The organism is Peptoniphilus phoceensis, assembly GCF_001517665.2.
Classification (GTDB): domain Bacteria; phylum Bacillota; class Clostridia; order Tissierellales; family Peptoniphilaceae; genus Peptoniphilus_A; species Peptoniphilus_A timonensis.
On sequence record NZ_LN999807.1, the window covers coordinates 209,146 to 234,251 of the forward strand.

Here is a 25,106-nt window from a genome sequence, read left to right on the forward strand (position 1 = left end):
TTACTCCTTACTCATGCATTCATATTCTGTAGACCCTTGTAATAAATTTGCTTTACAATTTATACACATTAATTTTTTACAACACGAAGAACATTTAGAGTCTTCATAATTGTTTATTTCCCATGTATCAAATATTTTGTCTGACATCAATGATTTATAGAGTGTTTCACTAACATTTCCTAATGACTCATCTAATTTCTGACATAATTTAATATCACCAACACTGTTTATAAAAATTGTATTTCTTAAACATGGATTGAAATTTTTAAGAGACTCAAAGTTTAAATAGTTTACAGGTGTATTTTCTATACAATACTTTACAGAATTATCTATTATTACTGCATATTCACTTGGTGGCAAATCACTTTTATATAAAATCTTATCTTTACAAGACGCTTCCGTAATTAAATCTTTATTCTCATGTAATGTCAATTTACTAAATACTGATATGATACTATAATTTATATTGTATTTATTAAACAGATGAATAACATTTTCAATTTGTTTTTTTATGCCACAAATCCCAGATATACCTTTCATCGAATCCTCATTCAACGATGGTACAAATAATTCAATTGAGCATTTATGCTTGCCAAGGAACTTAATATCATCTTCTTTCAACAAGGAGCCGTTAGTGCTAATTATACAGCCTATTTCTAATCTTTTTAATATCTTCAATATCTCATTTATTGTATTTCTTTTTAAATAAGGCTCGCCACCAATAATGTTTATTTTTTCAACACCTAAACGTTTTAGCTGAATAAATAAATATTCCCAGTTAATACTATTTTCTTCGCCATCTTTATTTTTAGCACAAGAACATGGTATGTAATTTTTACTTTGGCAGTATTCACAATTATAATTGCATTCTCCTGTTATTTGAATCATGCATCTTTTTATGTTTAATTTTTTAAGTCTTTCATATGCTTTTAAATCAAAAAAATTCATTTTAAATGGTTCCACAGTGGACAATGCTTTTTGATTTTCCATATACTCATCTTTTATACCTAAACCATTGTTCTCAAAAAAAAGCATTACTTTTCTCTCAATAAAATTAAATTCATCTTCATTGATGCCATTAAATAGCTTTTCAACTATCTTTCTGTGTTCATCATCAAAATAATAAACTTTCCCATCATATAGCGAGTAGCAAATATCCTTTCTTAATCCCTTCTCATAATAGACATCTGGATTTAATAATAACCTAATCATATTCACACCTTCCTCATTTGAAAATTTAAACCTTACTTACCTGTCCATTTTCCAAAGCAGTATAATAAAGACTAAATAATTTAGTAATATTGTGTTTGTATTTATTGCAGTATTCCTCATTCATAAAAAATTTGTCATCTCCGCAAGAACAATTTGCAAAACAAAGATTACATAAATTAGATATGTTACAACTCTTACAGTAAGATTTCTTTATACTGATAAAATCCTCTAAATACTTTTTCTGCAAATTCCAATTGATTCCCTCGTCAATATTTCCTATCGAAGATTGGTAATCTATTCTTTCACATATATACATATCCCCAGAATGAGTAACTGCTAATTTTTCACCTGGTATGCAGGTACCCCCGCTTGTATTATTTACAAGATTTACGTTATTGGCTTGAAAAAGTGTTAATTGATTGAATAAAATAGTCTCTATATTAGTTCCATTTGAATTTCCGTCTATATACGAATTTACAATATCTAAAACATCTGCATATGCCTCCTTATCTCCTCTTTGACCATTATAATAATTAGTATTCATAGATTTTACTTTATTTATCTTTCTAAATTTATTAAATATATCCGGCATTTCTAAAGCTGCTTTAATTGTATTTGAAAAAGATGTGTTATTATCGTAAGTCATTAAAAGTGTATATGGATATATGGTATTATTTTCCCTAGATAAGTCTCTATATATTCTATCTAATTCAATTATATTACGTATAACTGAATCGTATGTTTTTTCTCTATTATGGAGAATTCTATTTCTGTTATGATCTTCTTTATTCCCGTCTAGGCTAACTGCTATTGAAAATCCATTATCAAGAAGATATTTAGACTTCTCACTATTTAAAAGATAACCATTTGTTGTTATTGTATAGAATACCTCTTTATAGTTACTTGCATAATTATCCTTAATATATTCCACACTCTTGTATATTACATCCCAATTCAATAAAGGTTCTCCACCATAAAAGCCTATCGTTGGTTTAAAATTAGGATTATACGTTAGAACGTTTTTATTAAAATTAAAATAATAGTCTATTGATTTTTTAGCAATACTCCAATCCATCATATTCTTACTATGATTCCTTGAGTACTCATATTCATCAGAATAAAAACAATATTTACATCTAAAATTGCAAGCCTCGGTTATTATTAAAGTTAGCTGTCTTATTCCATTACTTGTGATAAAATCCTTACTTCCTTCAACCCAAATGTCCATTTCATTACTTATGTCAAAATCCTCGAACAATGGGTATTTTTTATATTTATTTTTTATTTGATGTATTTTACCTACTTCAATTACATTACCATTTTTATCTAGGTCATTTTCGCATAATTCAACGTCATTAATAGGCAAAACAAATCGAGTTTTATTGTCATAAATATACCAATTGTCATTCTTTGTCTTAAAAGCTATTGGTTTTAACATATATTACCCCCATACAAATCCACTAACTATGTAAAAAAGCATAGCAACCCCTATAATTCATGAGGTCACTATGCTTTTAAATTTAAGCTAAATCATCATTATAAGAAAGTGATATGCCAACTGCATCTAACACAGGTACTCCTGAATCAGCAAAACAAGTCAGCGCACATCCTCCACCGCAAATTACCCAACACTCCACACTTCTAGTTTCTACATCGTAATTACCCATCATTTACCTCCTTAATAAATTTTTAAGTTGAAAACGATTGACCATAACATAATGTACAATATGTCCTGACTTATTAATATCATATATTTCTATTTTTGTCAAATATTTATGAAATTATTGATGGTTTTTATCTTGATTCTTTAGTTGAGACTAGTATATATTATATACTTTTGTTATAAAAGTAATCTGTTTTTCTTATTCTGCAAATAAATCTGTAAACTAATAGGAAAAAGAATAATACAGAAAAAAAATCAAACTTAATAGGAAATCGAAAGTTAAATTTATTTACTGCAGTTATTGTTAGACCATAAATAATTGTTATGATATTTGTGTAAACTCTCAAATTATAAACTTTAACCTTAATTGATAATATTCCTGAAATTAAAATAACATTAAACAAATGAATTAAAGTATAGGGTTTAATAATGTTTAGACTAATGATATAATTTATTAAATTTGTGAGTGAGTAGAATACTATACTTAAAAGGAATCCGAAAATTATTTTCTCTATTATTACATATCCTCTCATTTTCGGAAGCATATTAAAGTAAAATAACGATTTATCTTTTATTGATTTTGACTCTATATCTAATACAATACCCAAAGTTACATAGTAAAAAATAATATAGTTTAAAATATTACTTCTCACTATATAATTAGAAAAAATTATTATAAAGAGAGACGAGATTATTAACTTATAGTTATTTTTGAAATCAATAGAAATCAATTCATACATTTTTTATGACCCCTTATATTCATTCTTTAAAAGAATACTCTTTGTAACTATGTCGTCAAAAAAGTTATTATGGTCTATAACTATGACGATTTTATTATTTAGTTCATTGTTTATTATTTCTTTTACTACATTTCTTGTCTCATAATCAACATTTGCTATTGATTCATCGAAGATAATTACATCATTATCTCTAAGCAAAACTCTAGCAAGTGCTACTTTTTGTCTTTCTCCGCCTGATAAATTTCTTCCGTTTTGTCCTATTCTTTTCTCCATTATATCTTTTTCACTATAGTTTCTGTCTAATCTTAATAGTTTAATTATATTTACAAATTCATCTCTAGATGGTTTTTCATTCAAAGCGTACAAAATATTATTTTCAATTGTGTCATTAAAAAGAAATATACTTTGGTCAATTATCCCGATTTTTTTCCTTACAGCATTTTTATCTAAATTTTCATACTTCAAACTGTCGATTTTTATATTACCTCTTGTTGGAGATAAAATACCTAAAACGAGCTTAAGTAAAGTACTTTTCCCACTTCCATTCTCTCCAGATATTTTCATCACATCTCCTTTAGATAAATCAAAATTAATATTTTGAATTATAACATTTGATGAAGATTTATATTTGAAATAGACATTTATGAATTCAATTTTATTAATTTCATCTAAACAAATTTTATCATTTTCATTACTTACTCTTAAATCATCTTCATTTTTAAATTCTTCTAATAATTCTATCATTCTTCTCCCTGACGCCTTAATTGATTTAATGTTTACAGTAAAAAGTGCAACATTTAAAAAAGGAGAATATACTTTTGATATGTTGGTAGTAAATGATATGATTCCACCCAATGTAATGTTGCCATTGATATATAGATATCCTCCAATCATATATAGTAACACAGGTAAAATGGTAACATATAAACTAATTGTCTCAGTTATTTTTTTAGTTAACAGCCCCTGATGATACTTTTGGTTAAAGACCTCTCTATCAATTGATTTCATTGAGTTTATTTCTGTTCCTTCTTTACCAGTCTTCTGTATGTACTCAATACCTGATAATTTTTCAGTTACTCTCTGAGTCTGCCTTGACATTTTTTCCATCAGTTCCTTTGTGCTTTCTTCCAATTTATTATTCTTATTTTTAATCAATAAAAACAATATGGGTATTGGAATCAATGATATCATCAAAAGAAAAATATTAATTCTAAATAATAATAAAAATACAAATGAAGCTTCTAGAGTTGTTGTAACTATATTAAATATATTAGGAGAAAATATATCCCCCAATGTTGCAATTTCATTTATTCTATGATTAATATAAGAACTATCATATCGTGAATATGTTTCGTAGTCGCTATTCAATATCAGTTCAAATGAAGATTCTCTAAGATCCTGTGCTAATTGTTTAGATATCTTTAGAGAAGTTTTATTTAAAAAATAGGATAATATTGACCTGAGAAAATAAATAACTATTAGGAGTATACTTATGATTACAATTAACTCATAGTTCTTTTTAACAAACCCTTCATCCATAATATTTTGTATTAACTTCACAGGAGCGGAGTTTAATAAGGCTATAAACATAGATATGAATACTGATAAAATTATAGTTTTCTTTTTTATATTCCCGTATTCATGTATTATATTTATGATATTTAAAAAATCTTTCATAATTATCAGTTGCTTTCAAGATCTAATTTTCCATTGCTAAGTTTTATTATTTTATAACTAATTGAATTTAAAACGTTTTTTATGTGAGTACTTATTATAACAGTTCCATTGTTTTTTATTACATTTCTAAATTCTTCTACAAGAAACCTCTGAGATTCAGTGTCTATATCATTAAAAGGCTCATCAAATATTAAAACATCTGGTGAATATGCCAATATAGTTGAAATCATAAATTTTTTTTTCATACCATCTGACATCTCACCAATCCTTTTACCATTGTCAATTTTAAAAGTTCTCAAATATTTTAGAAATTTCTGTTTTGAGAAATTTGAAAATTGCTTTCCGAATATTTTAGCTGTTATTTCACTATCATATATATTAGGTAAGCAGATTACATTTGGTAAAAACCCAATATTATTTTTTATGATTCTTTCATTTCCTTCCATTTTCTTGTTATTATATAAAATTATCCCTTCATCCTGAATTAATAAATTACATAAAAGATTTAAAAATGTAGTCTTTCCAGATCCATTTTCTCCTTCAATAACATACATACACCCTTCTTGAAAAAAGATATGTTCTAGATAAAATTCGAAATCCCCCATCTTTTTTTTTAATTTACAGCATTCTATAATCATTTTTAGTCCCCCATACAAATCCACTAACTATGTAAAAAAGCATAGTGACCCCTATAATTCAAGAGTTCACTATGCTTTTAAATTTTAAGCTAAATCATCATTATAAGAAAGTGATATGCCAACTGCATCTAACACAGGTACTCCTGAATCAGCAAAACAAGTCAGCGCACATCCTCCACCGCAAATTACCCAGCACTCCACACTTCTAGTTTCTACATCGTAATTACCCATCATTTACCTCCTTAATAAATTTTTAAGTTGAAAACGATTGACCATAACATAATGTACAATATGTCTTGACTTATTAATATCATATATTTCTATTTTTGTCAAATATTTATAAAATTATTGATAGTTTTTATCTTGATTCTTTAGCTGAGGCTTGTATATAAGTAATAAACTGTTCTTTATTTCTATCTTTTCGTGATATTACACACCCTAAGTGATTATTTTGCTTTGTTTAGTTTAATAAAATTATTTTACTACATAAAACTTCATTCATTATTCTCTGAAAAACATGATAATCATATCCAGCATTGGTTAATCTTTTTTTCTTTCTTCTCCATTTCTACATTTTCCATTTTCCATTTATAAATTCTCTTGCTAGTTGATCGATTGTCACACCAGGAAGATGAAGTTGTCCAGGCTCTGTTAGATTCATCTACCCCTAAAACAACTACTACATCGGATCCTAAATTGTAGTTTGCAGATGCTCGTCTTGACCTTGGCACAAATACTCCAGCAAGATTTCTACCATTTATAACTCCAGCTGCATGGTGTATAGCAATTTTTGTTATATTCTGATTTCTTCTTCCACTATGGTTCGGTGATAGAATTGTTGCTTGTACTAATGGGCTATTACTCATTTATTTCTCCTCCTTGAATTGTTTTAATAGTGTCTTTAACTTTTCTGGTACTGGCAATCCTAGTGCTACAGAATTTTCTAGTATAGAAAGTCCCTCATTTGCTATATAAAAAAAATGATGGCTGTTCTTATGATTGTTCCATCACCTTTAATTAAATTTACATCACATAGGTTTGCTATTCCCACAACTATAAAAATCATAATCTTTTTAGCTATCTCTTTAAATCATATGGATGAGGATAGCTATCTTTCGACTCCTGCTCTTAAAACTCCTGTTAAATAGTCAGCTATCACAAAAGCGAGTAGTGTGTAGATGAAAGCATCTACACTTCCTAGATAAAATCCCAACCATCCTCCGATAGCTGTAAAGCATACTTTTAGTATTTCAAAGAATTTGTTCATTTTATTCCTCCTCTGTTAAGGTATATGTTATCTTCATTGTTTTATCTGCCGTTTTTAATATTGGACTTGATAAGTTATTAATTGTTCCAAGGTATTACGTCATTATACAATCTGTTTCAATATGACAAAAAAATAAAGGCAGTCCGAAGACTGCCGATATTTATCTCTCTGTACCTTTGCTATGGTCTTTCTTAGTTGACTTAGTTTTGTCATCTGTCTTAAAGCTTTTTATTTGCCCTAATATGGACTTTTTATCTTTATCTTGACTCTTTACTTGTTCTTTTGCTTTTAAGAGCTTAGAAGATAAAATACGGACATTCTTATGTTCCTTCCCGTTGTTATCAATACTTGTTTTTACTTGTCCGAATATTTTAACAAAATCTCCTTGTTTTAGGTTCTCTACATCTTTTGTCTTATCTCCATAAGCTGAACAATTGGTATAAATTTTATTCCCATCGTCATCTTTAGAAACAATTGAGAAATTGCTTACCTTGAATTTTTCTCCATTAACATTTTCTCTTTCAAGATTTTCTACTTTTCCAGATATATTACCCACGAGATTTATGAGGTCATCTTTTTCTTCAAGTTCATTGGTATTTTCAATAAGCTTTCCCTGTTCTTTCATATCATCTATCATATAGTCAAAGTCATCACTTAGTAGACCTGTTGTGTCATTGTTCATATATAAAACGTAGACTTCTTCAAGTGCCTTTTCATCAGTAACACCTTTTTCTATGCTCACAAGTGCTTTTATAAAATCCTTGTAGTTATCATTCATCATTTCTTCTAAATTTTCTCTAATATCTTTGTATTCCATAATTTCCTCCTTGTACTAAATAAGGAGAGCCTTTCGCCCTCCTTTATCGTTCTTGTCCTTTTTCACTTTTTTCTTGATTTTTATCTTTTTCTTCTTCCGCTTTGAATTTTGATATTTGTCCCAATATTGATGGTTTCTCTTCCCTTGCGTGAAGATTATCCTCTACATCATAAGTTGATTCAAAGTAATCACTATCTTTAAAATCATTGTCATACCTATCTGGTATTCCATCATTATCAAGATCTTTTGCTAGTGGGTCATAGAAGTTTCCGTCATCATCTATTTCTAAGCCTAAGGCTTGTTTTAAATCTTCTTCATCTACTGATACCAAATCATCAAAACTTGACATCTTTATGGCTTCAGTCATATCTTTAAGAGCTTGTGAATTAGATATATCTTCTTCTACAAAAGATTCTGTTCTAATAGCAACATTATCTACATACTGAGTCCATGTTTTTTCTTCCAAATTCACCTCATATTGAATAGAGTGCTTACCATCTGGTGTTTCTGTATAGGCAAGTCCTATATGGCTTAAATCAGGGTATAGTTTGTCAAAGTCTTCATAGCTATTAGATTCTGAAAACTCATAGTTAGAATAATCAACTATCGCCCTTTTTAAATCTTCTAATAGTGGTGATTGATTTTCTAATTCTTCTACTTCTCCCATATCTAAAAGTTTATTAATTTCAGCTAGTCTTAGTGTCTTATCCCTTAACTCATCTGCTTTTTCAAATGGTTTGGTCAATTCTACTTTGGCATTTTCTAAAGATTCTTTATAGTTTTCAAGATTTTGATTTAATCTTTCAAGCTTTGCGGGCATTTTTTCAATGGCATTATCAAGCCTTGTTATATTACCATCAGTAGAGTTTGAAAGCTCTCCGAAATATTCTGCTTTTCCTAGGAGTTTAAAGGTATGAGTATTAGTCATAAAGTTATATGAAACTTGTAAGTCTAAATTTCTATATTTACCAATGACCTTGCTATCATTTATCTTTACTTTTTTTATTTCTTCTAATAGCTTCTCTCCAGCTTCTTTCTTATCTAAAATTTTATCTGCACCAAGACTGATTGAAGTAAATTTACTATCTCCTTCTCCTAATTTCTCAACACTTGCAATATCTTCTTTAACTGCTTGTATTTCCATTTCAGTTTTTAAAATACTTTGAGGATAAATTTTATTTACCTTATCTTCAAGCTTATATTTATTAGACTTGTAGTTTGCTTCCAGCATTTTTAGTTTTGTAACTTCGTTATCTAAATCCATTTTTTCTTTAATTAAAGGATTTCCAGTGGCTAAAGCCTTAATTTCTGAATAAGATAGGCTTGCTTCATCAACATCTTCTGCAACACGCACAGGCGTCTTGCTTGTCATAATTTGGGATATGAATTTCTGCTTATTCTCTATTGTCTGGTCGAGTAGGTCGGGGATATTACTATCCCTTTCCCCTCTAAGAACCGTGCATGAGAGTTTCCCCTCACACGGCTCAAGTTTTTATAAGCCCTAATTAAAGAGCCAGCGTGTTTTCTTCATCATCTATATGCAATTTTCTATGACACCAAGGGTGTACTAAAGTTTTAAGAGTAATATTATTTTGAATTGTTTGATGTACTCTAAAGTCTGTATCAATAGTTATTTTCTCTCCACAAACAGGGCATATTCCATTTTGCGTTTTATACAGTCTATTTATAACTGTACGTCCTTTAAGTTCGTTTCGTATTTTTAACTCTTCTCTTTCTTCAAAGTATATTTGCCAATTTTCATCAAATGGATTTGCTTCAGCTTGTATTTTGGTAAATCTTTTAATATCAGTGTCTGTAGCATATTTAAGACGAAGATAGTATTTCTCGCCATTTTCCATTCTGTCGCCAGTTGCTACACTGAAAGTCCAGGTTCTATTTCCAATGGTATGGAAGTATTTCTTAGCTATCCATTTTCTACCTTTCTTTGGGTGTCTACGAACGCACCAGGTCCACAAGCTTTTATATATTTCATAATCAAGTTTTTCAAAGGTTTTAGATGAAACATTATATTTCTGATAGTTTACCCAACCTATAATGATTGGATTTAATTTTCTAATCAAAATTTCTTGTTTCATTGACGGATTATCTTTTATGATTCGTCTGATTTTATCGACAATAGCCTTAAAGTTCTTATCAGATGGTTTTGTAAGCAACTTATCTTTATACATCCTAATATTAACTCCAAGAAAATCAAAACCGTCATTTATGTGTGTTATGAGTGTCTTTTCCTCTGATAATTCTAAACCTCTTTCAGCCAAGAATTTTACAATGATTGGCTTTACACCATTTTCAAGTAATTCTGCACTTTCCCCTGTAACGATGAAATCATCTGCATATCTAACAAAGTTAACCTTTGGGAAATATGTTTTCTTATTTACTGTTCTTCTATGGTATTTCTCTTTGATTGCTTTTTCTAAACCATCTAATACCATATTGGAAATAATAGGTGATATTGGAGAGCCTTGGGGACTTCCTGTTTCTGTTGGAAATAGTTTTTGTTTTTCTATATATCCACACTCAAGCCAAAGTTTTAATAATTTCTTGTTCATTGGGATATTATTTAATATCCATTCATGACTTATATTATCAAAACAACCTTTTATATCTCCCTCAAGTACCCATTTTGCAGATTTCTTTTTATTAAGTGATGTAAAACACTGCTCGATAGCATCTTGTGTACATCTTTTTGCCCTAAATCCATAAGAATTAGGGTCAGCAGTAGTTTCTGCTATGGGTTCAAGTGCAAATTTATATAGGGTTTGCATTGCTCTATCTGTCATTGTAGGAATGCTGAGAGGTCTTTTCTTGCCATTTTTCTTTGGTATATACACTCTTTTAAGAGGCTTAGGTTTATATCCTCTTAAATTTAACTTTTCTATCGCCTTATACTTTGCCTGTGGTGTTAGCCATAATTCGCCATCTACACCACTTGTTTTCTTGCCTTGATTTTCAGTTACCCTCTTAATAGCCAAGGCTTTTGCATAAAATGAAGTTGTGAGTAAATGTTGTAAAGATTTTACCTTTCCATATTTACTCATTTTCCACGCTTTCACAATACGCATTTGTAGTTTTTTAACATAGCTTTCTGCTAGAGAAAAATCTATACTTTCCCAGTTTTTAGCTCTGTTAGTAGTAGCACACATTTTACTGTTCATTTGCTTTCTCCTTTCAAAAATTCTACAAGTTCTCTTGTGATTAAAAACCAAATGGAAGTCTGCACTCTTTCAAGTTAGGGCAAATTTTGAACCCCTATCCATCTCATTACAAGATGGCATTCGCTTTTTCCATTCTCCTTTACCTGCACCATTATCAGCATTTCTTACGATTTGCCTTGCCTTATGGCAATAGTACAGGCTTACCATGTTTCACTTAATTAACATTGATAACTTAGGCTCTACCTCTCTGCCGGTAGTCTTTTTGTCCGTGTAATCCCACTGTGGAAAGAATTATCCGACTACACACCATTTTGTTCAGGCTTATCAGCAACTTTAGCCTGTTCGCCTTAACGACATTTATCAGTAGTTCACATATGTTAGCCATATTATCAAGCCTCGCTCCCTAACCACCTTGTTGCTAGCAGTTTCGGTATTCCCTCACGGTTTTACCTCAAGTAGGGCTACTTTAATATCGGCTTACCACACCTAAGTGCAGTCGATACTCGGCTCAACTAACGGAACAGTTGGTTTGGTCATTTTGCCAAACAGTTAAATTAAGCGACTTCATGTCGCACCCACAAATAAGAATCAAATGTATTCTCTGTTACATATCTAAAGATATTGACTTTATCATTTTCATTACCTTGACGAACAATTCTACCACTTCTTTGCTCTAGGTCAGACGGTCTCCAAGGGACGTCTAAATCGTGTAAGGCTATTAGCTTATTTTGTACATTTGTACCTGCTCCCATTTTTTGAGTAGAGCCTAATAATACTCTTACTTCTCCTCTTCTTACCTTAGAGAACAATTCATCTTTTTGTTTGTCTGTATCTGCTTCGTGAATAAAGGCTATTTCTTCTTTAGGTATTCCCATATTCACTAGCTTATTTCTAATATCATCATAGATATTAAATTCTCCATCTCCTTTTGGTGTGGACATATCCGAAAATACTAATTGGGTCGATGAATTTTCTTTTGTCTTATCCCAGATCGAAAAGATATTTTTAACGCATACATTAACCTTTGAATTAGGATCATCGGGAAGTAGTGGGTTTATTAATCTTTGGTCTAGGGCAAGTTTTTTGCCATCATTTGTAATCTTTAGCATATTATCTTCTGTTGGCTCTACTTGGTTATTTCTAACCGCATCAGCTCTTTCTGAAATGGCTTCTAATATTTCTTTTTGTTCCTCAGTAGGTTTTGTTTTAATAACTTCAAAATTTGCTTCTGGTACTGGCAAATTTAACATATCTGAAGTCTTTATATCTGCTACTTCTTTAAACATAGACATCAACTCTGGCAAATTATAAAACTTTGAAAATCTTGTCTTTTGCCTATATCCAGTACCTTCTGGAGATAACTCAAAGGTGTTTTCTGTTTCTCCAAAAGTAGAAGCCCAAGCGTCAAAATGTTCTAATCCTCTTGCCTTTAAATCGTCATATTGAAGGTATCTTTGCATGGTATAAAGCTCTGTCATTGAATTTGATATTGGTGTACCAGTAGCAAATACAACTCCCTTTCCATCTGTCATTTCATCCATATACCTACATTTCATATACATATCCGAAGACTTAAAGGCTTCACTCTGACCGATACCCGCAACATTTCTCATCTTTGTATGCAAAAATAGGTTTTTGTAATTATGAGCTTCGTCTATAAATAACTTATCTACTCCTAGTTCTTCAAAGGTTATTACATCATCTTTTTTAAAGTCATCAGTTAGTTTTTCAAGTCTTACCAAGAGTTTCTTCTTTGTCTTTTCCAGTTGTTTTACTGTGAAATTTTCCCCTCTATTTCTTTTGTTCTCATCAATAAAGGAAACTATATCGTCTATTTGGTCTTGTATATGTCTAACTTGGTATTCCTTAGACATTGGTATTTTTTCAAATTGAGAGTGTCCTATGATGACTGCGTCATATTCTCCTGTTGCAATCCTTCCAATAAATCTTTTTCTATTTTTCGGTTGAAAGTCTTTTTTATCGGCCACCATAATGTTTGCTGACGGATATAATTGCATAAACTCCCTACCAATTTGAGTAGTTAGATGGTTAGGAACTACAAATAATGATTTACTTGCAAGTCCTAACTTTTTAGATTCCATAGCAGAAGCTACCATTTCAAAAGTTTTTCCTGCTCCTACTACATGGGCAAGTAGTGTATTTCCACCATAAAGAGTTCTTGCTATGGCGTTTTTTTGATGCTCTCGAAGTCTGATTTCTGTATTCATTCCATCAAATGTTAAGTTAGAACCATCAAATTCTCTATTTCTAATTGAGTTGAATTTTTCATTATAAATCTTTTCTAGCCTATATCTTCTATCAGGATCTTCAAATATCCAATTCTTAAATTCTTCTTTAATCAGTTCTTGCTTTTGACTTGCAAGCATAGTTTCTTTTTTGTTTAATACAGAAGTCTTAGAACCATCATCATTTATTACTTGGTCAAATACCTTTGTATCTTTTAGATTAAGGGCATTTTCAATTAGCTTATAGGCATTCACTCTACTTGTACCATAAGTCATGTTAGCAAGGTCATTAGTTGAGTCAACACTTTTACCCTCAATATTCCATTCACTTGAGTGTGGCGAGAACCTAACATTTATATTCCACCTATCATAACCTGGTGTTTTTAAAAGGTTAAAAGTAAAGTCTTCTATATCTTTTTGAGGTATCCAGGTTGCTCCTAACCTTACATTTATATCAGAAGCAGTGAGTTCTTCAGGCATAACTTCTTGTAATTTTTCTCTTTGATATTTGAGTTTGCCTAACTCGTTTAATAATGTGTCTTTCTTTTCAGAAGGTGCTAAATCTATTACATTTTCAATTTCTCCGATATATGAATTGAGGTAACCAATCTTTTCTCTAATATTGCCACTTAAATATTCATCAGCTGATACATATGAAAAATGAAAGGGATCATCATTGTTAAAGTTTTCAAAGGGCATTCTGTTATTTATTAGGTCTGTATCCTTAATATCTAAAAATATCTCGCCCTCAAGCTCACCAATTAAGGTGTTCCTATCTTTACTTGTTATAGATTCCATATATTCAAAGTCTACATATCCCTTTTGTGAAACTGATAAGACTAAGGCTTCAAGGGAAGTATCTACATGGTCTACTACTTTTGCCTTTGTTATTGTTCTTTTTGAAAATATATCACTCTTAGCTTTGAAATTATCCTCATCATCAAGTATTTCTATTGATGATACCAAAGGAAAGTTTGAGTCTTCCTTTAAGGCTCTAGTGTTTGATAAGGAGTTAATAAAGCCATGTTTCTTTGAAAAGTTATCATAGACTTCATTTAACTTTGCTTGTGACTCTTTTATTTCTTCATCAGAAAAATCGTCCTTTTGTTTTTCTATTACATCTTTCAAAGCATTCATTACATCAAGATAATCTTTTATCTTTTCTTTATTTTTATCTGATATATTCTGCTTAATTAAGACTGAGTTTTCTCTTAGGTAGACCTCTTCATCAATAATGGTATAGGAAAAATTCTTAACATCATCTGTCGCTGGAAGACTTAATTCTTCATCTTCCAATAGTTCGACCTCTTCATATTTTGAATTTGAAGATATTTCCTTACTTGCAAGATCCATTAAATCTTTTAACTTTTCGTCTTCTTTTTCATCACAAGTAATTGTATTTCCAAATCTTCCAGATACTTCTTTCATATCCCCTAATACCATTTGAGGATTATCTACAAAATATTTATTGTAAGTTAAACCCTTTTTATCAGTTCCTAGATGAATCCAATCGTCATCTCTTTCTATAACTGAGTCTCTCTTCTTTAGAAAAATAATATCTGAAGTAACTTCTGTACCAGCAAGTCCTTTAAATGTTGTATTAGGAAGCCTCATAGCTCCTAAAAACTCACATCTTGCATTAATATATTTTCTAACAGATTCATCTTTTTTATCCATAGTTCCAGATGAAGTTATGAAGGCAATAATTCCTCCATTCCTAACCTTATCTATTGACTTTGCAAAAAAATAATCGTGAATCAGAAAGTTATTTCTGTTATATTCACGATCGTTAACTTTAAAATCTCCAAAGGGAACATTTCCTATAACTAAATCGAAAAAGTTATTTGAGAAGTTTGTTTCTTCAAAGCCTTTAATTTGAATATTAGCTTCAGGATAAAGTTCTCTTGCTATTCTTCCGCTTAGACTATCTTTTTCTACTCCATATACTTTAGAGCCTTTTATTTCACTTGGCATATTACCAATAAAATTACCGACCCCTGCAGATGGTTCAAGGATATTCCCAATCTTAAAACCCATATCTGTTAGAGTCTTATATATTCCATCCATTACCTCTCTATGTGTATAAAAGGATGTTAAAGTAGACTCTTTAGCATTCAAATACTCTTCATTTGTTAGATTTTCTTTTAAAATATTTCTTGCTTCGAGCCATTGACCTCCCTTTTCTTCATCAAAGACATCGGCAAGACCTCCCCAACCTAGATAGTCAGCAAGATAGGCTTGTTCATACTCTCTTGGACTCCTGTTTTCATTTTCAAGTCTTTTTAGCATTTTAATAGCTTTTATATTTTTATCTAGCTTTTCTGATGGTGTTAGGTATTCTGAGTAGATATGATTTTTCAAGTCATAATTTCTAGCAAAGCTTAGCCTTTCCTTATTAGGTTCATAGCCTAGATTTTTTAAATCCTCTTTACCCCTCAATAAGTTTTCGGCTGCTTCCCTTGGGACATCATACCTATCCATCATTTGGTCAATTTCAGGATTGTAGTTATCAATAAAGCTTTCTTGCTCTACTTCTGTTCCAATTTGATTTTCATGTTCAGATAATTTGTATATCTCATAATTTCCACTATCTAAAAGGTCATCAATCTTTCTACTTTCTTCAAATGTTTCACCCTTATATAAAGGAATTTCTTCCCCATTAACTTCTACCTTAGTTCCAGTTTCAATTAAGTTAATTCCATCAAAGGTATTCTCATCTTCTAAAATAAATTCTTTTCCAACCTTTACCGCTAGTTTTTCTGATGTTTGACTTATATTTTCAAAGATTTCTTCCAGGTATGAATCGTTTCTATATGGAATTACTTCCGAACCCCTAATCATACCTCCCATATATTCCATATTATCTCTAATGGTTACAGTTTTAAGTCCTCCACTAAGTTCATCAAAATCTGTAATGGTAAATTCTTTATCTTTATACCTAACCTGATCTCCTATTTTAAACTTAGGCTCTATCTTTTCCTTAACTTCTTCTTGTAAGGAATTTTCCTCACTTAGTTCAACTTGCTCTTCTAAAAATGAAAATTCACGCTCATTTACTTCTTCACCATCACCAAGGTCAACCCTATAATGTTCGACAACTTCGCCGTCTACATAGTGGTCAAAATAGAATTTGAAATATCCGATATAATCATCAGTCATTTCTCCAAATTCATTTTCTCCAAGAGTTTGATTATGGTCTTTAACATCAATATCCTTTTGTCTTAGGACATTTATTAATTCTTTGGTTACTATCTGTCCACTATAATCGGGAACTAATTCGTGGTTTTCATTAAATTCTACAATCCAATAATCTTTTCTGTTTTCAGTGTTTTTGCCATCAAAAAAAGAAGCTTCATCAGCTTCCTTTTCTTGGCTTATTTCCTTTTCTACGCTTCCACGTATTCCTTGATTGCCATTCTCTTCACTGTTGCAATCAAGTTGTTCATCTGTCCTTGGAATTTCTCTGGATTTTCTCTCATCATCTTCTCTGTCAATCCTTGTGCTTTCATCATCTTGACTTTCTCTCTCTTGATATAGTCCACTGCCTGAGTCTGAATTTCCTTCAGGTGGTTCAAAAGTGTTTTCTCCTCGTACATTTCTTGAAGTTTCTTCCAGTTCTCCATGTCCTCGCTCCCTACCAGGTAAGACAGTCTTAGAACTGCGTATGTTGGATTCGGAAATCTCTCCATAAATTCCAGATCCTTCTCCATCATGTCCAATGTTTTCTCTTCGATCTTCATCGCTATTTCCTCTGTCGCTTCCATCTGTGAAAACTCGTCCATCTCTACTTCTTGACCTATCATCTCGTCTATATAAATCATTTTGACCTCCTCTATCTTCGTTTATATTTTCTATATCTCTATTATAGTCGCCACCGGCCCTTTCTGTCAGCAGCCTAGCTCGATCCATTTCCTTAGATTTTTCTATTGTGTTATCTATAATATCTTCACTAACCCTTGATATTACAAGACCTATCTGCTCTAAAGAAATTGTATTAATCCTCGAAAAATTATTTTTTAAATTTTCCATATCCATAGGATAAACTGTATTAAACCTATTAGCTACCGCATAGGATATTGAGTCTCTCATAAACTTTTCAAAACTTAGTCTATCCTCTATATCTATTCTCAAATCAGCAAGTGCCAAATTAATGTATTCATCTCCATAAATTCGACTTAAAGAAAATATATTTTCATTGAGTGAATCACTAGCTTCAAATGAAGAATCTCTTATTATTTCTTTTAAAGCCTCCTTATGGTTTTCATGGTCAAACTGCCATAAGCTAACCTCATTAATATTCCTATCCATTGATGTTGTCTGACTAATATCAAAAATATATGAAATTCTTTGATTTATATCACTTCCAACTAAAATTGGAATGCCCTTTTGACCTCTCATAACAACTCGACCAAAATATTTTTTCCACATATCAAAAGTCGCACAAGCTCTAGCTTCAGGTTTCTTGTTATATATGCTTAATTGGCTAGAAAAATCATATTTCTGGTTATTGCCTATAACTTTTAAGAGCTTTAAATATTCTTTTTCATCTTGTAACACTTCATACTTTATTGCCTCTTGTATATTCTTAAAATCATTTACTTGCATTTTCTACCTCCATTCTATGAATTTCTTTTATAATAGCCATTAAAATATCAACCACAATAGAATTGCCGGCCTGCTTATATAGTTTACTTGAAGTGCAATTTTTTCTTCTTGGATGTACTTCTTCTAGTTTGTCAATATCACTGTCATCAAAACCCATGAGTCTTAAACATTCTCTTTCTGTTAAATACCTATACTGACCATTTCCAATATCTATTATTCCAGAATTAGGTACTCTCATTTGTTTTGTAGAAATAGTATAAGAAAAATCTTTAATCACTTTTAGTCGCCCTCTAAAACTGTTATCTATGCCTTTATTTAAAAATTTCAGCATATAAGGTTGGGTCATTGTGTAAAGTTCACTTACATCCTTTTCTAAAAATTCACTTAGTGGTCTAGTTTCTTTCCTCTCCAATTTATTAAAAGAAAAGTTATTTGCTCCAAGACATGAAACAACAAATATCCTTTCTCTTTTTTGAGGTATCCCAAAGTCCATTGCATTTAAGATTTCATATTTGCTTTCATATCCAAGGTTTTCTAGCTCTTTTAGATAAATAAAAAAGGAGTCCCTCATATTTCTATCAAGGACTCCCTTTACATTTTCCCAAATTATCCATTTAGGTTTATCTTTCATTTCTTTGATTATTCTAATTGTTTCAAATAGTAAGCTTGATCTAGTGCCTGAGTTTTTCACTCCTCCCTGCTTTTTTCCAATTCTTGAAAAGTCTTGGCAAGGACTTCCATGCATTATTAAGTCTATATTCTCATTAGGTACTTTATATCCTACTACTGATTTTGGCTTATAATCTTCTCCATAAAGTTCATTATATGATTTAACACAAGCCTTATCTATTTCTACATAATCAACAACTTCATAAGGTATCTTTAAATTAATAAAAGCCTTTCTAATAGCACCTATGCCGCCGAAAAGCTCTAATATTTTTACCTTATTCATTTAGATTATTCTTGTACCTATCTACAAGCTCCTTTATACTATCTTCTATTTCTCTTAAAAAGTCTTCTTTATCAACTTCGCCAGAGCTAATCTTTGCAAGTTTCATTTCCCATTCAGATGTTGTTTCTGCTGATTTAAACTTATCCTCTACAATCGATACAAGTCTATTGCCTTTTTCTGTTACAAGTAGATTTTTCTTATCTCTTCTTATAAGATCCTTATGGATAAGATTTTCGATAATTCCTGCTCTTGTAGCTGGTGTTCCTAAGCCTTTTCTTTCTACTTCTATAGCTTTATCCAAAGATTCTACTCCTGCATTCTCCATAGTCTTTAAAAGTGTATCTTCATTATAATGACTTGGGGCTTTGGTGAATTTCTCCGATATATTTTTAGAAGTTAGCTTAATTTTATCTCCAGTCTTTATATCTGGTAATTCATTTTTTTGTTTTTCTTTTCCATAGCTCTTTAGATACTTGGTATAACCTTCATCGATTATAGTCTTGCCACTTGCATTGAAGTTAAATTTATCATATTCATATCTGATTTTTCTACTAGATTCCTTTAAGTTATCCGAACATGAAGCAAGTAATTTATCCTTAATTAGATTATAGATTTTACTTTCTTTATCAGTTAAATCTTTGGCTTTTCCAATACCTGATATAGTAGGAATAATTGCATAGTGGTCTGTAACTTTAGATGAATTAAAAATAGACTTAAAGTTTGATTCATTGATTTTAAAATCTTCTTCAAGTCCTTCCAATAATTCTTTCATAGTAGTAACCATATCATCGGTTAAATACCTACTATCTGTTCTTGGATATGTGATTAGCTTTTTTTCATACAAGCCTTGTGCCAGATTTAAAGTGTCATTTGCTGAATATCCAAAATATTTATTTGCTTCTCTTTGTAAGGTAGTGAGATCATAAGGCTTATCTGGTTTTGTGCTTATTTCTTTATCTTCTACCTCTGTAATAACTATTTCATCTTCTAGCAAGTTTAATAATTGTTCTGCAACTTCAATTTTATCAATTCTATCTGATACAAGTTTCAATCCTCCATAAGATAGGTCAACTGTATAATATTTTTGCTTCTTAAATAGATTTATTTCGCTATCTCTTTTAGCTATTAAATATAGAGTTGGTGTTTGTACTCTACCAACTGAATATGTTTCCTTGTAAATGCAAGAATAAAGCCTACTTAAATTCATTCCTACCAGCCAATCTGCAATAGCTCTTGCACTTGCCGATCTATATAAGTCTTCAAAGTTTTCTCCATCTTTAAGATTTCTAAAGCCATCTTCAATAGCTTTGTTTTCCATTGAAGATATCCAAAGTCTTTGAATTTTCTTCTTGCATTTAGCTTGATTATATACAAGCCTAAAAATAAGTTCTCCCTCTCTTCCAGCATCACAAGCATTTATAACTGTGTCGATGTTCTTATCGTTTAAAAGTTTCTTTAAAACTCCATATTGTTTTTTAGTGCTTTTAGATACTTCATAAATATATTCTTCTGGAATTATAGGAAGAGTGTCTATTCTCCATTTCTTCCATTTTTCATCAATCTTATCTGGACTTGCCATTTGAATTAAATGACCGACACACCAAGAAACAATGTATCCACCTCCCTCATAATATCCGTTTTTTCTTGTTCTTGCTCCAATTACTTTTGCAATTGTAACTGCTACACTTGGCTTTTCTGCTATTACTAACTTCATTAATACCTCCATAAATAAAAAAAAGAGCGAAAGATTTCTCTCTCGCTCAAAGTATTTCTCCCGAATATTATATTATTTTTGGGAGAATTCGATTTACTTATTAATTTCTTTTTCTAGTTCTTGAAGAACTTTTATAATCTCTTCAAAGTTTGGATATTCTCCATATATCATTTCTGACATAGCCTTATAATCTTTTTCTATTTCAGAAAGTCGGTAGTTTCTTGGAACAAACTTTAATCTACCATCTAATGCTTCTTCATACCTTGCCCACTTCCTAGGGTAGAATTTCATTTTGAATTCAGTTACTTTCTTTAATAACTCCTTATCCTCTAAGGCTCTGTCTTTGAAATCTGAATTTGCTATTTTATATAAGTCATAAAAGTGTCTTGCATACCTATGTGGCATAGGAGAAGATTCTGGTCTATTTGCTTCGTGGTGTAAAATTGTTGCTTTTTCCCAAAAAGTTCTCTCTGCTGATACTGTTCTTATATTAGTTTTTTCTTTAAAAACATTTGGATAGACTTCTCCAATTATTGGCAGGATTTCCACTTCAATTGCAGGTGTCCATGCTGCAAGACTTCCTATTTCAAGCCTTATATTTTGTGTTAAATAATTAGATTCAAAGATTTTAGGATATTTACATAGAATTGTTTGTGGATCTATACTATCTACGGAAAATTCAAAGTCCATGTCCTTTAAATCTTGTTCTAAAACTTTTAAAAATTCATCTCTTAAAAATTCTTCTGTCTTTTTATTAACTTCTTTGTTGAATTTATCCTGTTTAGTATTTGATCTTTCTAACCAAGGTTCTTTTTCTTCGTAACCTAATACTCGCCAATCTAAGATTAGATCTATATCTTCTGAAAATCTTTCTATAAGTCTAAAACACTTTGAAAGTGATGTGCCGCCTTTAAAAGTAAAATATTCTTTCCATTTATTTTCATTAAATAGATAGCCTAAGATAAAAGTAACCCAATAGTCCTTTTCAATGACTGCTTCAGATATATTTTTCTTTCTTGCAGTATTGACTATTAAAACTCTCAAATCGTCCTTGTTTCCTATATAAAACTTATTCATTTTTACCCTCAGAAATTTCTCTTATTACTTCATATATCCATGATGGAACTGATTTTGACTCATTCATTAAGTCTTTTCTTTCTTTTTCAGTTAAGTTTTCTCTTATTTTTTGTATAACTTCGTTGGTTATATTTTCTTTACCTAAAGACTTAATTGCTTGAATAACTGTTGCTGTCTTCAAAGACATATTGGCAATTTCTCCAGAATTTACTTTTTTAAACTCTAAAACCGTATCTCCAATTTTATATTCTTTATATCTTCCACTAGATATATATTTATAGTGAGTTGGAACTTGTGTTGAAAGTCCTAATAAGTTTAAGGCTGTGCTATTATATGGTGCAATATTCCAATTGTATTTTCTTGCTATAGCAAGTGCCAACTCGTGAATTGATACTGCTTCGTACTCTCCAATTAATTCACTATATCTTGGATTGTAATAAAAGCCATCAATGACACGCTTAATTTTTCTTTCATTAACCATTCTATTCAATGTCTTTCTAGCAGTTTCATAAGAAGCAATATCTAAAAAGTCATTAGCAAAAAATACTTTATGTGAGTCAAAATCATTTATTTTATCTGATATTTTTTCTGTATATGAACTCATTACAATCCTCCTTTGTCCCAAATATCATATCATATCTGGGACAAAAGTTCAATTGTACTTAAATTTAATATCCTTATAATAGTTCATCGTCTTCATCTAAAGATTCTTCATGACTTTCTTCATTGTCAGATTCATCTTCTGACTCACTAATATAATCTTCATCATCTTCTTCAAAGTCTTCCAACATTCTATCTTCTTTTGCTTTGACTACTTTAAAGTAATATCCTGCTCCTATAACTCCTCCAATTACAAGTGCAATAATTAGAAATGAACCTATTCCGCTTTTCTTTTCTTCTTTTACTGGAACAGTCTTAGGTTCTTCTTTTTTTACTTCTTCTTTCTTAGGCTCTTCAACCTTTATAGTATTTTTATCTTCTGATTCAATCATATTAAGTAGGTCTTGCTCCCCTACTTCTGTCAATAACCTTACATTATCTTGATTTGACGAGTGATCCACTATTAGGTGCATAGTTTTTCCACTTTTAGTTTGAAATGTTAAGAATTGTCTTACATCAACTGGATTTTCTTTATCTTTTTCTGTATCTCCACTTGGTGTAATATCTTTTCCATTCCTATCTACATTTTCAATTACTGAACCTCTTGCCTTATTTTCTTGTGTTGCAAGATTATTTACTGCCTTTGTATTACCACCTTTTACAAGTGGGGTTTTCTTTGGAGAATCATTTGAAGGCTTATTTGCTTCACTTGTATTTCCTGGTATTCTTGGAACATCTTGATAAGGAATTTCTTCTTTTGATGGTGTAAAAACATCATCTTTCAACATTTTTTCAAATTCTTCTTTTTGTGGTTCATAGATTGATTCGTTTTGACTTTCTATTTTCCCTTCATTTGTCATTGCAAATGTAGTTGCTGGTACTGTAAATGTAAAAAGGAGTAACGCTATGGCTACTCCTCGTTTAATGCTCATATTCATTTTTCTATCCTTTCTTATTTTACATTTTTAAATACATAGACTGCTTTTCTAGTATTGTCCCATTCTATTGTTTGGTTTTTACCATCTTTAATATCCCCATGACTTGCTCCGAAAGCTTTGGCAATGTTTGAAATTGAAGCATGAATTCTTCCATTTATAATCACTGGCTTAACATCTGAATTGTAGACCTTTCCATCTGAATCTTTCATAACACCAGTATCAATATTTAATCTTAATGTCTTTTTAGCTAAGATATTATTCTCTTTGTTTGAGAAAATAGCTTCACGAGTAGAGTTGTCATACTCAACATTAAAACCTAGAGTATAAGCAATATATCTTACTGGAATCATAGTTCTTCCTTGATCCACATAAGTTTTTACATCCATATAGACTGTTGTCTTACCATCTTTGTTGATAATGTTATAAAAGTTTTTGTCTACTTGGAAAACTGCAAATTCTTTTTCATCTTTAACTTGTTTTTTGTCCTGTTGTTCCTCTTGCTTTTTCATCTTGTTAAGATCAAATTGATTTAGGATGTTCTTATCATCAGCTTTTAAAATTTCGTCCCACTTCTTATCTTGAGATTTCTTATCTTCTTTCTTCTCTTTGTTTTCTTTTTGAAGTTTTAGAAGTTCATCTAATTTCTTAGATAAGTCTTGGTTTAGGTTTTTGTCTTTTTCATCTTTAGCTTGTTTTTCAAGTTCTTCTTTCGATTTTTTATTTGCTTCCTCGATTAACTTCTTTGCTTCTTCGATTTTCTTATCTAATTCTTCTTTTAGCTTTTTAATTTCTTCTTCAGAAGCTTTTTGTTTTTCTTCTAACCCTTTAATCTTCTCTTCTAATACTTTTTTTGTATTTTCAGAAGATTCTTTTAAACTATCAATAGCCTTTTGAAGCTCTTCAATTTTCTTACAACATTCTAACTTAGAATTTTCTGTTTCTTTCTTTTTAGACTCTAGGTCTTTTATCTTAGTATCTTTTTCATCAAGAGCTTTTTCCAAACCCTTAATTTTATTATCTTTATCCTCAATTTCTTTAGTCTTCTTTGCAAGTTCCTCTTCTAAAGACTCAAGCTTTTCTTGCATTTCTTTGATTTTATTTTCGTTTTTATCGGTCTTTTCTTTCTCAGCTTCTAACTCCCATTTTGTAGATGAATAATCTTCTTTTAGTTTTGCATTTATATCTTGTAATCTTTTTAATTCATCTTTAAGCTGAGTAATTTCTGCTATTAATTCATCATTATTGGAGTTTTTAAGATTCTCAATTTCTTTATTCAATTGAGCAACCTTATTATCTTTATCTCTAATTTCTTCTTCTAACTTAGCTTTTTCTTGTTTTAGTTTTTCTCCATTATCTTTGCAATATTCTAACTTTTCCTTTAATTCATCTATCTTTGATTGGTCTTCTTGTTTTTTATCATTTAAGTCTTTGATCTGATTTTCTAAATCACTAATTTTACTTATTGAACTTTCTATAACTTTTTTACTACCATCTGTATCATCAGCTTTAGCTAGTACATTAGTAGTTGAGGTTGATGTTAAAACTAATAAAAGAGCCATAAAAAAGGCTCTTAGTCTGTTCGTATTAAATTTCTTCATTATGAATGTTCTCCTTTTCTTTTTTTCTATCATTAATTTTCTCCATTAATTCTTCCAAGCTAATATTGTTCCTCCTAAGAGTTACAATTATTTCTTCATTTTCAACTTGTATTTCTTCATCGCAGATTTCCTTGTATCTTGCATTTAAATCTTTCAATTTCTCTTCTATTTTTTTCTTTTTGTTTC

Annotated in this window: 15 protein-coding genes and 5 pseudogenes; all 20 read right to left on the reverse strand. The window is 30.4% G+C overall.

Going from position 1 to position 25,106, the window contains the following annotated elements:
• Window positions 1-1,212, reverse strand: coding sequence for a radical SAM protein (locus BN3657_RS01970; RefSeq protein ID WP_062551551.1), 1,212 nt, complete (start codon window positions 1,210-1,212; stop codon window positions 1-3).
• Between the two features lie 25 nt (window positions 1,213-1,237).
• Window positions 1,238-2,650, reverse strand: a complete 1,413-nt coding sequence (locus BN3657_RS01975; protein WP_062551552.1) for a radical SAM protein — start codon at window positions 2,648-2,650, stop codon at window positions 1,238-1,240.
• 82 nt (window positions 2,651-2,732) lie between these two features.
• Window positions 2,733-2,882 carry a hypothetical protein gene (locus tag BN3657_RS08470; protein ID WP_154664282.1) on the reverse strand — a complete coding sequence of 50 codons (150 nt, stop codon included), beginning with the start codon at window positions 2,880-2,882 and terminating at the stop codon, window positions 2,733-2,735.
• A gap of 736 nt (window positions 2,883-3,618) precedes the next feature.
• The gene (locus BN3657_RS01985; protein ID WP_062551554.1) at window positions 3,619-5,292 is read right to left on the reverse strand and encodes an ABC transporter ATP-binding protein; all 1,674 of its coding nucleotides are present in this window, start codon (window positions 5,290-5,292) and stop codon (window positions 3,619-3,621) included.
• Between the two features lie 5 nt (window positions 5,293-5,297).
• On the reverse strand, window positions 5,298-5,930 hold the full coding sequence (locus BN3657_RS01990) for an ATP-binding cassette domain-containing protein (protein ID WP_062551555.1): 633 nt from the start codon (window positions 5,928-5,930) through the stop codon (window positions 5,298-5,300).
• Between the two features lie 84 nt (window positions 5,931-6,014).
• Window positions 6,015-6,164: a hypothetical protein gene (locus BN3657_RS08475; RefSeq protein WP_154664282.1), complete on the reverse strand. Its 150-nt coding sequence runs from the start codon at window positions 6,162-6,164 to the stop codon at window positions 6,015-6,017.
• Between the two features lie 226 nt (window positions 6,165-6,390).
• Window positions 6,391-6,456 (reverse strand): annotated as a pseudogene (locus tag BN3657_RS08710) (hypothetical protein); the annotation flags it as partial.
• Between the two features lie 76 nt (window positions 6,457-6,532).
• Window positions 6,533-6,796, reverse strand: a pseudogene (locus BN3657_RS01995) (N-acetylmuramoyl-L-alanine amidase); the annotation flags it as partial.
• Window positions 6,797-7,197, reverse strand: a pseudogene (locus tag BN3657_RS02000) (phage holin family protein).
• Between the two features lie 160 nt (window positions 7,198-7,357).
• The gene (locus tag BN3657_RS02005; protein ID WP_062551556.1) at window positions 7,358-8,014 is read right to left on the reverse strand and encodes a hypothetical protein; all 657 of its coding nucleotides are present in this window, start codon (window positions 8,012-8,014) and stop codon (window positions 7,358-7,360) included.
• A 43-nt stretch (window positions 8,015-8,057) separates the two neighbouring features.
• Window positions 8,058-9,431 (reverse strand): annotated as a pseudogene (locus tag BN3657_RS02010) (DNA helicase); the annotation flags it as partial.
• 88 nt (window positions 9,432-9,519) lie between these two features.
• Window positions 9,520-11,190: a group II intron reverse transcriptase/maturase gene (gene ltrA / locus BN3657_RS02015; protein WP_062551558.1), complete on the reverse strand. Its 1,671-nt coding sequence runs from the start codon at window positions 11,188-11,190 to the stop codon at window positions 9,520-9,522.
• A gap of 575 nt (window positions 11,191-11,765) precedes the next feature.
• Window positions 11,766-16,241, reverse strand: a pseudogene (locus BN3657_RS08715) (helicase-related protein); the annotation flags it as partial.
• Between the two features lie 1,786 nt (window positions 16,242-18,027).
• On the reverse strand, window positions 18,028-18,993 hold the full coding sequence (locus BN3657_RS02025; protein WP_062551560.1) for a DNA cytosine methyltransferase: 966 nt from the start codon (window positions 18,991-18,993) through the stop codon (window positions 18,028-18,030).
• A complete protein-coding gene (locus BN3657_RS02030) occupies window positions 18,986-20,707 on the reverse strand; it encodes a DNA topoisomerase 3 (RefSeq protein ID WP_062551561.1) in 1,722 nt (573 codons plus the stop codon). Before BN3657_RS02030 ends, BN3657_RS02025 begins: the two co-directional genes overlap by 8 nt.
• 93 nt (window positions 20,708-20,800) lie before the next feature.
• On the reverse strand, window positions 20,801-21,784 hold the full coding sequence (locus BN3657_RS02035; RefSeq protein WP_062551562.1) for a nucleotidyl transferase AbiEii/AbiGii toxin family protein: 984 nt from the start codon (window positions 21,782-21,784) through the stop codon (window positions 20,801-20,803).
• Complete coding sequence (locus BN3657_RS02040; protein ID WP_062551563.1) at window positions 21,777-22,388, reverse strand: DUF6088 family protein; 612 nt, start codon at window positions 22,386-22,388, stop codon at window positions 21,777-21,779. The genes BN3657_RS02035 and BN3657_RS02040 overlap by 8 nt, the downstream gene beginning before the upstream one ends.
• A 73-nt stretch (window positions 22,389-22,461) precedes the next feature.
• Window positions 22,462-23,322: a CD1107 family mobile element protein gene (locus BN3657_RS02045; RefSeq protein ID WP_062551564.1), complete on the reverse strand. Its 861-nt coding sequence runs from the start codon at window positions 23,320-23,322 to the stop codon at window positions 22,462-22,464.
• 14 nt (window positions 23,323-23,336) lie between these two features.
• On the reverse strand, window positions 23,337-24,920 hold the full coding sequence (locus BN3657_RS02050; protein WP_062551565.1) for a stalk domain-containing protein: 1,584 nt from the start codon (window positions 24,918-24,920) through the stop codon (window positions 23,337-23,339).
• Window positions 24,907-25,106 (reverse strand): hypothetical protein (locus BN3657_RS02055; protein ID WP_062551566.1); only part of this gene is annotated, 200 nt, incomplete at its 5' end. The genes BN3657_RS02055 and BN3657_RS02050, both read right to left, overlap by 14 nt.

Coding starts and splice junctions, on each gene's coding strand:
- BN3657_RS01970 (WP_062551551.1), bottom strand. CDS start 1,212: ATGATTAGGTTATTATTAAATCCAGATGTCTATTATGAGAAGGGATTA.
- BN3657_RS01975 (WP_062551552.1), bottom strand. CDS start 2,650: ATGTTAAAACCAATAGCTTTTAAGACAAAGAATGACAATTGGTATATT.
- BN3657_RS08470 (WP_154664282.1), bottom strand. CDS start 2,882: ATGATGGGTAATTACGATGTAGAAACTAGAAGTGTGGAGTGTTGGGTA.
- BN3657_RS01985 (WP_062551554.1), bottom strand. CDS start 5,292: ATGAAAGATTTTTTAAATATCATAAATATAATACATGAATACGGGAAT.
- BN3657_RS01990 (WP_062551555.1), bottom strand. CDS start 5,930: ATGATTATAGAATGCTGTAAATTAAAAAAAAAGATGGGGGATTTCGAA.
- BN3657_RS08475 (WP_154664282.1), bottom strand. CDS start 6,164: ATGATGGGTAATTACGATGTAGAAACTAGAAGTGTGGAGTGCTGGGTA.
- BN3657_RS02005 (WP_062551556.1), bottom strand. CDS start 8,014: ATGGAATACAAAGATATTAGAGAAAATTTAGAAGAAATGATGAATGAT.
- ltrA (WP_062551558.1), bottom strand. CDS start 11,190: ATGAACAGTAAAATGTGTGCTACTACTAACAGAGCTAAAAACTGGGAA.
- BN3657_RS02025 (WP_062551560.1), bottom strand. CDS start 18,993: ATGAATAAGGTAAAAATATTAGAGCTTTTCGGCGGCATAGGTGCTATT.
- BN3657_RS02030 (WP_062551561.1), bottom strand. CDS start 20,707: ATGAAGTTAGTAATAGCAGAAAAGCCAAGTGTAGCAGTTACAATTGCA.
- BN3657_RS02035 (WP_062551562.1), bottom strand. CDS start 21,784: ATGAATAAGTTTTATATAGGAAACAAGGACGATTTGAGAGTTTTAATA.
- BN3657_RS02040 (WP_062551563.1), bottom strand. CDS start 22,388: ATGAGTTCATATACAGAAAAAATATCAGATAAAATAAATGATTTTGAC.
- BN3657_RS02045 (WP_062551564.1), bottom strand. CDS start 23,322: ATGAATATGAGCATTAAACGAGGAGTAGCCATAGCGTTACTCCTTTTT.
- BN3657_RS02050 (WP_062551565.1), bottom strand. CDS start 24,920: ATGAAGAAATTTAATACGAACAGACTAAGAGCCTTTTTTATGGCTCTT.